We start from the raw sequence: 14407 nt of genomic DNA, 5'->3' as shown, positions 1-14407 counted from the left end.
AAAGAAAACCTCGAAGCGGCTGCTCCGAGGTTCTGCGGAACACTATTACATCCAGCCGGCAACGTGGAAGAGAATCCCGACCACGAACAGACCCAGGATGATGACGATTGGTGAAATCTTCTTCTTCAGCAGCCACATGCACAGCAAGGTGAGCAGCAGTGCCGCCAAACCTGGAATCAGTTGATCCAAGTTGTTTTGCAGCGTCGTGACTTTAATCTTGTCCAAGGACAAACCGTTTGCTTGCTGCGTCAAAGCTTCCTTGATCCCTTTCGAACCGGAATCAAGTGAACTCCAGTCGATGTAGGCCCCTTTTTGCTGGGAAATCTTGGACACAATCGGCGTGAACTTCACACTGACCCACCGGTTAACCAAGGCGCCCAGGATGAACATCCCGAGAATCGAAGCGCCCTTGGTCACGTCTTGCAGCAAGGTACCGGACATATCATCGGCAATCCGGGAACCGGCCTTGTAGCCGAATTCCTGGGTGTACCACATGAAGGCAATCCGCATCAGGTTCCAAACCACGAAGAAAATGATTGGGCCCATGATGTTCCCGGACAAGGCCAAGGAAGCGGCCAAGCCGCCTAGAATTGGCCGCGCGGTAAACCAGAACACTGGATCGCCGACCCCAGCCAGCGGACCCATCATGCCGACCTTAACCCCTTGAATGGCGACATCGTCAATTGGGGCCCCATTCGCGCGTTCTTCTTCCAGCGCCAAGACCACACCCAAAACCGGTGAAGCCAGGTATGGATGGGTGTTGAAGAATTCCATGTGGCGCTTCAAAGCAGCAACGCGGTCCTTCTTGGCCGGATACAACTTCTTGATTGCTGGAATCAGTGAGTAAGTCCAGCCGCCGTTTTGCATCCGTTCGTAGTTCCAAGAGCCCTGAAGGAAGGTCGACCGCCAGCAGACCTTCAAACGATCTGACTTAGTTAATTTAATCTGTTCAGCCATGTTTATCCCCTCCTTCGTCAATAATTATCGATGATGTCGCCGACAGGATCGCCGGTGCTTGCGGACCCACTGTTACCGTTAGAGGAGCCGCCCATCTTCGACAAGGTCAAGTAAATCAATGCCAGCGCCACGCCAATCGCCCCCAAAGCAATCAGGGTCAACTGGGAAATGGTAGCCATTACGAAGCCAAGGGCAAAGAACGGCCACACTTCGCGGGTCGCCATCATGTTCAGCACCATGGCATACCCAACCGCCACGACCATGCCCCCGCCAATGCCAAGGCCATCAGTCAGCCATTTTGGCATCAGGTTCAGCAAGGAGCGCACTGGGCCAGCCCCAACGGCCAAAATCAGGCCGGCTGGAATTGCGATGCGCAGTCCCTGCATGGCAATCGCCACGTAGGACCAGAAATCAATCATCTTGAAGCTGCCTTCTTCGGCGGCTTTATCCATCAAGTGCACAATCGCCGTGGCAAGCGTCCGCACCAAGGTGGTCAGCAGCAAGCCAGCAACGGCCAGCGGTACCGCCAGCGCAATCGCGGAGTTAACCCCGGCGCGGCCCTGGCCACCCAGAACCAAAATAATAGCAGAAGCAACAGAAGCCAGTGCGGCATCAGGCGCCACCGCGGCCCCAACGTTCGCCCAACCCAAAGCAATCATCTGCAGCGTCCCACCTAGAATCAGGCAAGGGACGAGCTGGCCGGTCACCAGGCCAATCAACGTACATGCAATAACTGGTTGGTGGAATTCGAATTCGTCAAGAATCCCTTCGACCCCAGCTAAGAATGCAACGATGAGGACCAAGATGATTTGAATAAAGTTCAAACTCATTAGTGTATCCTCCCTTTAATGTTAGGAATGTCGATTATTTCTGTGCGTTCAGTGCATCTTGCGCCTTTTTGAGGATGGCATCCATGTTGTCTGGCTGATCACCTGGGACCTTCCGGACATCAAAGGACACACCCTTTTCCTTCAAGGTTTTGAAGGTATCAATATCGGTTTGGTCAAAGGCCAAGACCTTGTTCGGTTGGACTTTACCCACCGAGTGCGCCATTGAGCCGACGTTCAGGGTCTTCAGCGGTACACCGCCTTCGATGGCCTTCAGGGCGTCTTCTGGCGTCTCAAATAATAGCAATGCCCGTTCGCCGCCGAAATGCTGATCGTCTTTGGCGATTTTGATCATCTGATCGATAGGAATAACATGCGCCTTGATCCCAGCTGGCGCCGCATCGGTGATCAATTGCTTACGCAGCTTGTCATGCGCGACACTGTCTGAAACCACGATAATCCGCGTCGGGTTAACCGACTTACTCCAAGCGGTGGCCACCTGACCATGCAAAAGCCGCGAGTCGATGCGGGCCAGAACATAAGTCAAGCTGCCTGGCCGCCCGCCTTTCGCTGCTGGCGCAGCGGCAGCAGGAGCTACTGCTTCCGTCTTCGGTTCAAGGTCCTCGGGCTTAATTTTGACCCCATCGCGGCCCGCTTCAATGATGTGGGCAGCGATTTCTTGTGCTGAATCCATGGACAAACGGGAACCGTAAGCTTCAATCAGCATTGGCAGGTTCAACCCAGTCACAATTGCCCACTTATCTTTGTGGTCTTCAAACAACCCATTGGCTTGGTTGAAGGGTGAACCGCCCCACAAATCAATAAGGAACAAGACTTGTTCATCTGAGTCGAGCTTGGCAACGGCCTCCTGAAGATGCGCCTTCAGATCGTCTGGGCCTTCGTTGGGCTGGAACGTGACTGCTTGCACATTTTCCTGCTCACCGAAGATCATCGAACCTGATTGCATAATGCCACTGGCAAAATTACCGTGGCTGGCAAGGATGATTCCGACCATTGTTTGTCGCCTCCTGTATTTATTTTATTCGGGACACAGTATGCGCTCTCATTTGTCTGAAACCGGTTCGACAGTTCAGCGCATAAACTCATCCAGAGGTTAGTATGCCCAAAACTTCGGGTAATTGCAACAAACAACCCCTGAAAAAGCGGAGCGTTTTCATGAAAGTTCCTGAATATCGGTATTCAATTGGGTAAAAGTTTTTCAAGAATTTTTTTATTTTTCACCGGAATGGCTCACTCCTGATTCAAAGCGGCTTGTTCGCGTTATATCGTGATTTGTCGAGCAATTAACCAGCTTTTCTCAGCTTAGGTTCTTGTCTTAACACCATACTTATCTTAATATTAGCTCTGAAAATTGAACCTTTGGCAGGCCAATTTTGAGCAATTGGTTAGCTTTGTTTAAAAGCGCTTTCAACAGTTTTTACATTGTGCACTAATGGCGAAAAATTGCTTATCATCTAAATTAGAACGCATAAAAATTGTAAATTTAGTCTATACTTTTCATCTATACCACTACCCAACGCGTGAACCGCGCGCACCTGATCGTTGCCTTGATCGCCAAGTTAATCAAAGCCGCGACGCTAAGCCATCTCTGGACGTAGGTTACTGTCTGACGGACGAGGCTACGCTTGGTCTTCCGACCGCAAACTGACCTAAACCGATTGCGTTTCTCAAAACCAGTCAAATCAGTCATCCCCACCGTTCACACGCTTTCCTTTTAGCCGCTACTGTTATTTAGCAGGGTGGGTGGTAAGGCAGAGGGGCGCGGTGGTCCAGCCGTCCCCCGCAGCTGGATTGCCGCGCCCCGGCGCCGCACCACCCGCACTGCGGCAACCATTCGCCCCTTGACAACCGTGGCGCTAGTCAGTACAGTAGAGCTCGACAATTGAATTTACCACTACGAAATAGAGGTCGCGGAGAAGACGAACGCTGAGGAGTGCCTGACCACGTTGAATCAGCCGTAAGCGAATCCGCCGAAATTGACCAGCTCATCAAGGGCGCTGGTCAGTTGGGCCAGAGGGCGAATAGCTCCTGGACTGTCGAAGCATCTTGCTTCGGAGCGCTATGATTCTGGTTTAACCACTGAAATCATCGGTCGACCTTTGTTTGCTACGGGTCGACCTTTTTTGTTGGGCCGAAACGGTACCGACCGCTCAGTCAGCTGAGCGAGCACTCTATTTCCCGATGTCTGGTCTTGGCAGCAAGGCCAATTTGAAGGGAGTTTTTCACATGATGAAGGGTTTTAACCGTCGCCTGCTAGCCGTGGGGGCGACTGTGATTGCGGCGTTGGGGCTCGCTTGGCCAGCCCAAACCACGCATGCCGCCGACAACGGCACGTTCAAAGTCGGCATGGAAGCCGGTTACGCGCCGTTCAACTGGACGCAAAGTACCAGCGCTAACGGTGCCGTGAAGATTCAGGGTTCGCAAGATTACGCCAACGGTTACGACGTGCAAATGGCGAAAAAAGTTGCCAAAGCCTTGGGCAAAAAGGTAGTCGTGGTCAAAACTGACTGGGATGGCCTGGCCCCGGCTTTGACCTCTGGCAAAATTGACGCCATTATCGCCGGCATGTCCCCGACTGCGGAACGGCGTAAGACCATCGATTTTTCCAGCACCTACTATGCCAGCAAGCTGACCGTGGTCGTACGCCGCGACAGCAAATGGGCTAAAGCCAAGAGCATCAACGATTTCAAAGGCGCCAAAATCACCGCTCAGTTGTCCACCTTCCATTATCAAGCGATTAAGCAAATGAAAGGCGTCATCAAGGAAACCGCGATGAACAACTTCCCGGCCATGCGGGTGGCGCTGGAGTCTGGCACCATCGACGGCTATGTCTCCGAAGTCCCAGAAGGCATCACCGCTCAGGACGCCAACCCGAATTTGACCTATCTCAAATTCAGCAAGGCCAATGGCTTCAAGACTGACCCCGCCGACGTGGATTTGGCGATTGGGCTGCGCAAAGGCGATCCTGACAAAGCCACCATCAACGAAACCCTAGCCAAAATTTCCACCGCCGAGCGCAATCACTTGATGGACGAGGCCGTGGCGAACCAGCCCACCACTGACAAGCAAGGCAACTGGCTACTGGCCATTTTGAAGCAATATGGCCCGATGTTGCTGCGCGGGACCGGCATGACCTTGCTGTTGGCCTTGGTCGGCACACTGGTCGGGTTCATCATTGGCCTGCTGGTCGGGGTCATTCGCACCATTCCCCGGCAGAAAAAAGCTGCGCAGCGCGGCCTGCTGGCTGTCGGCAACTGGCTGCTGTCGGTTTATATTGAAGTGTTCCGCGGTACCCCAATGATTGTTCAGGCCGCTGTGCTGTATTACGGCGCCGCACAAGTGATGCACATCAACATGGACAAAACCTTGGCCGCGCTGGTGATTGTGTCCATTAATACCGGCGCCTACATCGCCGAAATCATGCGCGGCGGCATTATTTCTGTCGATGAAGGCCAATTCGAAGCGACGCACGCGCTGGGCATGACCCATTGGCAAACCATGACCAAGGTGATTTTGCCGCAAGCCATTCGCAACAGTTTGCCTGCCGTCACGAACGAATTCATCGTCAACATCAAGGACACCTCGGTGCTGTCGGTCATCTCCGTTTCCGAACTATTCTTCACCGGGGAAACCATTTCCGGGCAAAGCTTCCAGTTCTTCCACACTTACCTGATCGTCAGTGCCATTTACCTGATCATGACCTTCACCATCAGTCGCCTGTTCCGCTTGATTGAAAAGCGCCTCGATGGCCCGAAGAACTACAATGTGGAAAATAACCAGATGCAAGTCGTCACCCCAACGATTAAGTAAGGAGGCTCCTCATGACAGAACCCATTATTGAAGTCCGTAATTTGAAGAAAACGTTTGGGACGCATGAAGTCCTCAGCGATATCAACTTTGCCGTGGAAAAGGGCCAGGTGATTTCGATTATTGGCCGTTCCGGCTCTGGGAAATCCACCTTGCTGCGGAACATCAACCTGCTGGAAACCCCGACCTCTGGCGACATTTTGTTCCACGGGGAAAGCATTTTGGCTGACAAATTCGATTTGCCGCTGTACCGCGCGCATGTCGGCATGGTGTTCCAAAGCTTCAATCTGTTTAACAACCTCACCGTGCTGCAAAACGTGATGGTCGGCCAGCAAACTGTGTTGAAGCGGGACGCTGACAGCGCCAAAAAGCACGCCTTGGAGCTGCTTGCCCAGGTCGGCATGGATCCCTATATCAACGCCAAGCCCAGCCAGCTCTCCGGCGGCCAGGAGCAGCGTGTGGCCATCGCCCGCGCCGAAGCCATGGACCCAGAAGTCCTGCTGTTTGACGAGCCAACTTCCGCCTTGGACCCAGAAATGGTGGATGACGTGCTCAATGCCATGACGGCCTTGGCGCATACTGGCTTGACCATGATCATCGTCACCCACGAAATGGCCTTCGCCCGTGACGTATCGGACAAGGTCGTGTTCATGAACCAAGGCGTGATTGCTGAAAGCGGCACGCCGGATGAACTGTTCGGCCACCCACAAAAACCAGAAACTCAGGAATTCCTGAAGCGGTATTTGAACCGCGTTTAGCCAAACGAAGCGCCGTCGAGATCGTATCTCGGCGGCGCTTTTTTTAGTCTGATTTGAAATGGGGCTGAAGTAACGAAGGGGTTATCGCAGTTGCGCTCCGGTCGGCAATGCCCGAGCGATTAGCTACGGGCAAGGTCTCACCGCCAAAAAGCGGCGTCAAGGCCTTGCCCTAGGCTACTCGTCGGGCTAAAACCGCCCGCCTCCGCAGCCTGTTTATACATTCAAGATCCACATAAACCCGACAAAGACGAAGAATAGGCCGTACATAATCGGCGAGACTTCTTTGCCGCGTTTGGCGGCGAGCATGGTGATGGGATACATGATGAAGCCCAGGGCGATACCATCCGAAATACTGTAAGTCAGCGGCATGCCGATCAGAATTAAGAAGCTGGGAATCGCGATTTCCAATTGCGACCAGTTGATCTGGCGCAGGGATTGGGCCATCAGCACGCCGACAATGATCAAAGCGGGCGCGGTGACTTGGTCCGTGACCACCGCGAGGAGTGGTGAGAAGACCAGGCCAACAATGAACAAAATCCCGGTGGTGACGGCGGTTAACCCACTGCGGCCGCCGACAGCGATGCCGGCACTGGATTCAACATAGGCCCCCACTGGCGAGGTCCCTAAAATCGAGCCTGCCAGCATGGCTGTGGAGTCAGAGGCTAAGGCTTTGCCGACCCGCGGCATTTTATTGTTCTTCATAAAGCCCGCTTGGTTGGCCAGGCCAACCAACGTCCCAGCCGTATCAAAGAACGTGACCAAGAGGAAGGTCAGCACGACCACCGCGAGTTGCAAGGTATTGATGTCGCCAACATGGGCAATCGCCACGCCAAAGGTCGGCTTGAGGCTCGGTGCCGGTGCAATCAAAGCGCTGGGCAGCTGAATTAGCTTGGTGGCCAAGCCTAGAATCGTGGTCAGCACCATGCCGATGAAAATCGCCCCTGGCACTTTTTTGACCATCAGGATGGCGGTCACGACCAAGCCGAAAATCGTCAGCCAAGTGGTCGCCGTGGAAAGCGAGCCCAACCCCACCAAGGTGGACTTGTTGGCAGTAATCAGCCCACCATTACTCAAGCCCAAGAAGGCAATGAACAAGCCAATCCCACCGGAGATGGCATACTTCAAGTCGGCCGGAATGGCGTCAATAATCATTTCCCGCAATTTGAAAATCGTGATCAGAATGAAAATCAGCGACGCCACGAACACACCGGCCAGCGCCGTCTGCCATGGAATCTTCATGCCGATCACCACGGAGTAAGCGAAGAAGGCATTAATGCCCAAAGCCGGCGCGGTGGCAATCGGGTACTTCGCCAAAATCCCCATCAGCAAACAGCCCAGCGCCGAGGCCAAGGCGGTAGCGGTGAAAACGGCACCTTTATCCATCCCGGCTGCCCCCAGCACGGAAGGATTGACGAACAAGATGTAGGCCATTGAGATGAAGGTGGTAAAGCCAGCCAACAATTCCCGGCGGACCGTGGTGCCTAACTGGTCGATTTCAAAATACGACAATAATTTCTGTTTCACATTGAATACCCTCTATTTTCCTGATTTAGCACCTAACAATCGTATAATATTCGGGGTTAAATGTAAATAGAGATAATTGATACAATTATCGTTCGTGTTTTTAATGAAAACGACACCAAAACGCGGCTAGTGGCGCTTGCCGACGTTTCAATTTTCGCCACCGCCGTGCCTCATTTGCTGTAAACTGGTTTCTACCTAGGAGGTGCACCATGACCACAGACAAACTCGACGAATTATGGGACGCTTATAACCGCCAGGGCCAGATGATTGGGGTCCAGCGCCGCGGTGATGTGATGCCACCAGCGACTTATCATCTGACCGTCGCCATTTTGGTCTTCGTCGGCCCCGACCAGTTGTTGCTCCAAAGGCGAGGTCACCAAAAACTGAATCACCCCGACACGTGGGACGTAGCTGCCGGCGGTTCGGCCTTGCGCGGGGAAACTGCCGCGCAAGCCGCCAGTCGGGAACTGGCTGAAGAACTCGGCCTCGAACATAGCTTCACCACACCACTGACGACGGTTTGGCACGAGAGTTGGTTTGAAGCGATTTTTGCCATCAACCTCCCCCAGTTGACGCTTGAACAACTCCGGCTGCAAGCCAGTGAAGTCAGCGCAGCCAAAATCGTTACGCTTGAAACAGCGGCTGCGCTCATGTCAGGCCAAAGCACTGACTGGGGCGACATCATCGCCCAAGCCCAAACAAAAATCGGCTGACGCCAGCTCAAAACGAGCGGCAGCAGCCGATTTTTTTTGACTTAATTAGCCTTCAACGCGAGAAATCAGCACGTTGTTAGTGGAGCCGGCTTCGTACAATGGCAAGCCAAGGACGATCACAATCACGTCGCCTGCTTCAACCACGCCTTCGTGAATCAGGCGCTTTTCCGCTTCGGCAATCAGTGATTCATAAGCATCACCCTTAGGCAGCACCATTGGGGTCACACCCCATGACAGCAGCAAGCTGGACGCGGTGCGTTCCGTGTAAGTCAGCGCAATGATTGGGGCGGTTGGCTTCAGACGGGAAATCTGCCGCGCGGTGTAGCCACTGGCGGTCAAGGCGATGATGGCCTTGGCACTTACGCGTTCTGCCGCCGTCACTGCCGCAATGGCCGTGGTGGTGGTGATGGAGCCAGATGTCTTCAGTTCTTCAAGGACTGGAGAGTGTTCTGGCAGCATCTTGTCGGCGCGTTCGTCGATCACTGCCATGGTGTGTACGGATTCAACTGGGTAGTCCCCGTTGGCAGATTCGCCAGACAGCATGGTGGCATCGGTGCCTTGCAGCACAGCGAAGGTGACGTCAGTGACTTCAGCGCGGGTTGGGCGTGGGTTTTCCTGCATGGAATCCAGCATTTGGGTCGCGGTGATGACCGGCTTGCCGACCAAGTTGCACTTGCGAATCAGCATCTGTTCAACGGCTGGCACTTCTTCATAAGGAATTTCGATCCCCATGTCGCCACGCGCGACCATGATGCCATCCGCTTCAGCCAAAATGGCGTCGGTGTTGTCGATGCCTTCTTGCGATTCAATCTTTGGAATCACGAGCACATCTTCGCCGCCGACTTCAGCCAGCACGTCGCGAATTTCCTTGACGTCGCTTGGCTTGCGGACAAAGGACGCCGCGATGAAGTTGATGCCTTGCTTAACGCCAAACCGAATGTCGTCTTTATCGCGTTCGGTAATGCCCTTCAGCTTCAGGGAAACGCCTGGGGAGTTCACGCCTTTTTTCGCACCCAAGGTGGCTGGATTTTGGACTTCCAGCACCAAAGCATGACGCTTCTCGTCTTTTTCGATGATCTTGGTGTCCAAGAGCCCATCGTCAAACAGCACATGATGACCCACGTTCACGTCGTCGTACAAGCCGCCGTATGTAATATCCACAGCGTCTTTGGTCGTGTTTTTGCCGGTGTTCATGGTCAAAAGGAACTTATCGCCGGTGTCAAAGTCAATCTTGCCATCGTTGTCGATTTCCGTGGTGCGGATTTCGGCGCCTTTGGTATCAAGCATCAAGCCCACTTTAACCCCGGTATCCTTCATCGCCTGCTTCACCAGGTTCATCCGGCCCAGTTGTTCCTCATGATCCCCATGAGAGAAGTTGAACCGGAAGATGTTCGCCCCGGCGTGAATCAATGCGGTGATCTTTTCCAAATCATTCGATGCCGGCCCTAAAGTCGACACGATCTTAGTCTTGCGCATGTTTTTCCTCCATATAATGCGGCACCCAGGCCGCTGACTGGCGTGATAAGTCTCACACCTTCCATTGTAAAAAATTTCAGCCCAATATACAAACGCTTTCTTGCCCCATTGCTAGGCGTTGCAACAAAGCGCTCGTCCCAAAGATGCGCGCCGAATCATTCAGTAGCAGGCTGGGCCGAAAGCCGGTTCTCAACACCAGTCAGCCGGCTCGTTTTACACGATTAGTTGATAACGTTAACTAACGTTATAATCGCTATCAAATTTTACCATAAACAATTCACTTATATGCTAATAACTGAGTCGTAGTGCTTGAATAACCCACCTTGTTCTGCTATTTATAGAGTGGCGAATGAAGGGGACTGGTTCTACTTTTTCTAAACGAAATTATTAGTTTGTGAAATATTCTCGGGTAAGAATGATGATATCATTAAGTTAGGAAGTTATATGAACCCGACCCAACTGGATTGGTTCGAGCAAAGGAGGAGGTAGCATGAAGAAAATACTGTTCAGTCTCGCAATCTTGATGGCCGGCTGCTTAACGCTACTGATTCCGGCTTACCCGGTCTCAGCAGCCACCGCCAGTGTCACCATTAACAAACGGGTCAGTGTGCCAACCACTGGCACCACCCAGCAAACCGCGCCGCTGGCCGGTGCCCAGTATCGCCTGACCCGGATTGTCGCCGCAACGCCAGGGGTCGCCATTGATCCAGCCCAACCAGCCACCTACCGCGAGCCAGAAGCCCAGCAACTGAGCGTGGTTTTAACCACTGACCAAAACGGCAAAGCCACTTACGCCGAAACCGACCTGCGCTTTGGCATTTACCTGCTGGCTGAACTGGCCAGCGCTCAAATCACGACTCCGGCCGCGCCAGTCGTGTTTGCCCTGACAGCTGATGCGCCTACTTTTACCTATGCCCCTAAGTCCGGCCTGGCCGATCTCAGTAGCAGTGCTGAGCTTCAGCAGAATCACGCGGCGGCCGAATCAACGATTATGCAAACAAGCGGCCAGCTCCCGGCGTTCCCCGGGTCCCTGACCGCATCACTGGCAGCCGCTTTGTTGGCCCTGACGGCGCTGTTGGCCTGGTGGCTAAGAAAGAAGGTGAGATTGAATGCGCCAAACTGATCCTCGACCAACGCGTAAAAAGATGTATAAAAAGGGCAAACGCTGGATGACGGCCTTGCTGGCGAGCACTTTAATTGCTAGCGGACCAGTTTCTCTGATCGGTATTATTCCGGCCGCCCCAGTTGTGGCCGCGACGATTGTTCAACAAGGCAGCGATGGCACGAGTACTTGGGCGCTTGACGACAGCGGCACGCTGACCATCACTGCCGGCGAGCTAGCCAGCCGTTCAAGTGCCAGTGCCACCAGCCCGGCGAACCCCTGGCAGAGCTATGCCTCGCAGATTACTCAGATTAACATCACCGGCAACGTGACGTTGAATCCCATTTCCCGCGGCTTGTTCGGCGACTTGCCAAACCTCACCAGTATCACTGGATTGGATAAAGTGGACTTCGCTGGCGTCACCGATGCTGGCGGCCTATTCTATCAAGATCGAGCCTTAACCGACCTAACTTTCAGTGGGGACTTATCCAGTGCCACGACGCTGAGCAACATTTTTGCGCAGATGACGAATCTGAAAACCCTGGACTTAACTGGCATGAAGACGAGTCCCAGTCCTTCCGCCAGCCTCTGGGCCGACGCGTTGACCGGCGATGCGGCTTTGACCCAAATCACTTTCGGCGGTCAAACCTACACCGACGCTGCCACCGGCATCACGCTACCAACTGCCGGCACTTGGTTTGACGCTAGCGGCGCCGCCAAAACGGCCTACATTCATACGACTGGGCAAGGCACTGCCGCCCAAATCTACAAGCGCTCCACGGTGACCGCCACCTACGTCGACGCCAATGGCCAGCCCATTATGAGTGAAGGCATCAACCCTGATGCCACCACCTATACACCAAAGACGCCGTGGAACACGGCCGCTCTGCAGAACTATATTTTTACGCCTACTAGTGCGGATGACTGGAGCTCGGCGTATACGCAAGCTGATATCCCGGTCACCGATCAAAATATCACCATTCCTATGACTAAGGTCTACGCGACTGGCACGGTTGCCGCCAGCAACGTGCCTTGGTTCGCCATTCAGACCTCGAACACGGACGCAACATTGCATCTCGGCAGCGGACAACTTCCTGAAGGGAGCGATACTCAGTTCTCCAGCCCCTTCAGTAGCCTCATTTCCGGGTTGAAGTTGACCTCGTTATCCATTGACCAACCGATTAAAGCGGCCGTCAATTCGGGCGGCTTATTCGCCACTTTGACCGATTTGACGAGCATCACAGGGCTGGAAAAACTTGACACCAGCAATACGACGAGCATGGCTAACATGTTCCGCATGCTGTGGAAGTTACAATCCGGCCTAGAAGGCGTGACGAATTGGGATACCAGTAAGGTCACCAACATGAACGCGATGTTCTACGGCATTAACTTGGTGACGCAAAGTAATGAAGTGACGACCAACCTCGATCTGAGCGGTTGGGACACGCGCAAGGTCACTAATTTTACCGACATCTTCCAAGGCACCCAACTTAACCAGATCAAATTCGGGACCAATTTCAAAACCGCTCAGGCTGGCCCCGATGGCGTTTTGCTCCCTGACCCAAGCAAAACTGACCCCACCAAACCTCAGGTGCCTTGGTTGCTAGTGCCAAATCCCACTGGTCAAAAGGAATCGCTCATTTACAAAGACACGATGATTCCCGGCACTTACATTCGCGGCACCGCGGCTTCAGCCGATATGACCTATCAGACCAGCACCGGCACCACGGTCCAAACCGATACCATTTGGGGGGCGCTGGGTAACAGCATCATCTATCAGCCAATTGATCCTTGGGCAACGGCGAACCTCGACTCATTCAAATTTCTCTACGCCACCAGCAGCGGTGAGTACACCGACACCATCCCCGCTGCCGTGACAACGACGTTAACCAGCGACACCACTGACAACCAATCCTTCACCGTGCTACCGGTCAAAGCCAAAGGAATCATCGGTAGCGGCGACAACGCTGCCCGCTGGTACCTGAGCGAAGACAACACCTTGACCATCCTCGGCGGCACCCTGAGTAATGTCGATGGTGCGGCCACGAACCCATGGGCGGATATTCAAACCTACGACGGCCAGATTGTCGCTGACGTGGTGCAAAAAATTGATGTCGTGCAGCCAACCGCGCTCGGCGCCAATGCCGCTTACCTCTTCGCGGACATGCCAAAACTGGCCAGCGTCAACTTCAGTAACCTGGATACCGCTGGCACCACCGACATGAGCGGCATGTTCAACAACGACGCCGCACTGACGGCGGCCGACCTGTCCATGTTCGATCCATCAAACGTCACGTCAATGAAGGACATGTTCGCCGGCGCTAGCACGCTTAGTACCTTGACGCAACCGAGCGACGGCCTAGTGGGTAGCAGCGTCACCGATCTCTCAGGCATGTTTCACGGCGATTCAGCGCTCACCGCGCTCGATGTGGCGAACTGGGACACCAGCAATGTCACCGACATGACCGACGCGTTCAATGGGGCCAGCGCCCTGACCAACCTGGCCGTGGATGACTGGCAAACGGACAAACTGACGGCCTTCGATGGCGCGTTTGCCAACATGACCAGCCTCACCAGCATCAGTTTAGGCGCCGCCGATTCAACCACCGCCTGGAGCACCGCCAGTTTTGACCCGGCCACCCAGAGCCTGACTAACCTTTTTGCCGACGATTCGGCATTGCAAACCGTCACCTTCAGCAAGGCGTTCTCTGCCGCCAGTGGCATCAGTGTGCCCCTGCCGCAAGCCACCGCCAAGCTCTGGCTGCGGACCAGCGATGGCGTGGCGCTACCGGCCAATGAATACACCGGCACTGCCGCCAGCAATGGGACGTACACCCTGACGACTGCCACCTATACCGTCACGCTAATTGATGACAAAACCGGCCAAACGCTTGGCACGGTCACCAGCGACCCGCTATCCGCCGCTGATCTCGGTCAGCCGCTTGATCCTGATGCCATCCTTGCCGACTGGCCGGGCTTCATCCCAGTCGAGGACACCGGGCCAACGGTGGGCACTCAGTTCACTATGACTGATGACGTCTGGACCCAGCCCCTCACGCTCAGGGTCCGGCAAGTCGGTGGTCCCGATCAATTTCCTAACGCCGGTCGGGACGATCGCCTCATTATTTTGACAGTCGGTACCCTGGCACTGTTCGCCGGCTTGGCGGGCATGTTGCTGTTGACGCATAAAACTAACAAACGGTCCTAAGGAGGATTCTAGCA

At 54.1% G+C, this 14407-nt stretch carries 10 protein-coding genes and 1 riboswitch; of the genes, 5 read left to right on the top strand and 5 right to left on the bottom strand.

The genetic code is table 11. From position 1 onward, the window contains the following. Positions 1–45: 45 nt before the first annotated feature. From JUF11_RS04085 to JUF11_RS04075, 3 genes are read right to left on the bottom strand one after another with little or no spacing between them, the layout of a single operon-like run. Positions 46–957, bottom strand: coding sequence for a PTS system mannose/fructose/sorbose family transporter subunit IID (locus JUF11_RS04085; RefSeq protein ID WP_125579350.1), 912 nt, complete (start codon positions 955–957; stop codon positions 46–48). A 17-nt stretch (positions 958–974) separates the two neighbouring features. Further along, the gene (locus JUF11_RS04080; RefSeq protein ID WP_125579351.1) at positions 975–1787 is read right to left on the bottom strand and encodes a PTS mannose/fructose/sorbose transporter subunit IIC; all 813 of its coding nucleotides are present in this window, start codon (positions 1785–1787) and stop codon (positions 975–977) included. 34 nt (positions 1788–1821) lie between these two features. Then, on the bottom strand, positions 1822–2799 hold the full coding sequence (locus JUF11_RS04075; RefSeq protein ID WP_204118461.1) for a mannose/fructose/sorbose PTS transporter subunit IIA: 978 nt from the start codon (positions 2797–2799) through the stop codon (positions 1822–1824). A gap of 900 nt (positions 2800–3699) precedes the next feature. Next, a riboswitch (Lysine riboswitch) is annotated at positions 3700–3875 on the top strand. A 156-nt stretch (positions 3876–4031) separates the two neighbouring features. Here JUF11_RS04075 and JUF11_RS04070 point away from each other — a divergent pair. Further along, complete coding sequence (locus tag JUF11_RS04070) at positions 4032–5615, top strand: ABC transporter permease subunit (protein ID WP_204118460.1); 1584 nt, start codon at positions 4032–4034, stop codon at positions 5613–5615. Between the two features lie 11 nt (positions 5616–5626). Beyond that, entirely contained in the window at positions 5627–6370 is a 744-nt protein-coding gene (locus tag JUF11_RS04065; RefSeq protein WP_204118459.1) for an amino acid ABC transporter ATP-binding protein, read from the top strand. 213 nt (positions 6371–6583) lie between these two features. On the opposite strand, the gene JUF11_RS04060 is transcribed toward JUF11_RS04065, so the two are convergent. Then, on the bottom strand, positions 6584–7894 hold the full coding sequence (locus JUF11_RS04060) for an NCS2 family permease (RefSeq protein ID WP_204118458.1): 1311 nt from the start codon (positions 7892–7894) through the stop codon (positions 6584–6586). 209 nt (positions 7895–8103) lie between these two features. Here JUF11_RS04060 and JUF11_RS04055 point away from each other — a divergent pair, with 209 nt between their 5' ends. Further along, positions 8104–8607, top strand: coding sequence for an NUDIX hydrolase (locus JUF11_RS04055; RefSeq protein WP_204118457.1), 504 nt, complete (start codon positions 8104–8106; stop codon positions 8605–8607). Between the two features lie 45 nt (positions 8608–8652). On the opposite strand, the gene pyk is transcribed toward JUF11_RS04055, so the two are convergent. Continuing rightward, entirely contained in the window at positions 8653–10083 is a 1431-nt protein-coding gene (gene pyk / locus JUF11_RS04050) for a pyruvate kinase (protein ID WP_204118456.1), read from the bottom strand. 490 nt (positions 10084–10573) lie between these two features. Here pyk and JUF11_RS04045 point away from each other — a divergent pair, with 490 nt between their 5' ends. Then, positions 10574–11206: a SpaA isopeptide-forming pilin-related protein gene (locus tag JUF11_RS04045; RefSeq protein WP_204118455.1), complete on the top strand. Its 633-nt coding sequence runs from the start codon at positions 10574–10576 to the stop codon at positions 11204–11206. Beyond that, positions 11193–14393 (top strand): BspA family leucine-rich repeat surface protein, encoded by a 3201-nt coding sequence (locus tag JUF11_RS04040; RefSeq protein WP_204118454.1) that lies wholly within the window; start codon positions 11193–11195, stop codon positions 14391–14393. Before JUF11_RS04045 ends, JUF11_RS04040 begins: the two co-directional genes overlap by 14 nt. The last annotated feature ends 14 nt before the right edge of the window (positions 14394–14407 follow it).

Source organism: Lacticaseibacillus suilingensis, assembly GCF_016861845.1.
In the GTDB taxonomy this organism is placed as follows: domain Bacteria; phylum Bacillota; class Bacilli; order Lactobacillales; family Lactobacillaceae; genus Lacticaseibacillus; species Lacticaseibacillus suilingensis.
This window is presented reverse-complemented; position numbering and strand designations above follow the sequence as displayed.

Excerpts from the sequence above, each read along its gene's own strand:
- JUF11_RS04040 (WP_204118454.1), top strand. The coding sequence starts at position 11,193 with ATGCGCCAAACTGATCCTCGACCAACGCGTAAAAAGATGTATAAAAAG.
- JUF11_RS04045 (WP_204118455.1), top strand. The coding sequence starts at position 10,574 with ATGAAGAAAATACTGTTCAGTCTCGCAATCTTGATGGCCGGCTGCTTA.
- JUF11_RS04080 (WP_125579351.1), bottom strand. The coding sequence starts at position 1,787 with ATGAGTTTGAACTTTATTCAAATCATCTTGGTCCTCATCGTTGCATTC.
- pyk (WP_204118456.1), bottom strand. The coding sequence starts at position 10,083 with ATGCGCAAGACTAAGATCGTGTCGACTTTAGGGCCGGCATCGAATGAT.
- JUF11_RS04055 (WP_204118457.1), top strand. The coding sequence starts at position 8,104 with ATGACCACAGACAAACTCGACGAATTATGGGACGCTTATAACCGCCAG.
- JUF11_RS04065 (WP_204118459.1), top strand. The coding sequence starts at position 5,627 with ATGACAGAACCCATTATTGAAGTCCGTAATTTGAAGAAAACGTTTGGG.
- JUF11_RS04075 (WP_204118461.1), bottom strand. The coding sequence starts at position 2,799 with ATGGTCGGAATCATCCTTGCCAGCCACGGTAATTTTGCCAGTGGCATT.
- JUF11_RS04070 (WP_204118460.1), top strand. The coding sequence starts at position 4,032 with ATGATGAAGGGTTTTAACCGTCGCCTGCTAGCCGTGGGGGCGACTGTG.
- JUF11_RS04085 (WP_125579350.1), bottom strand. The coding sequence starts at position 957 with ATGGCTGAACAGATTAAATTAACTAAGTCAGATCGTTTGAAGGTCTGC.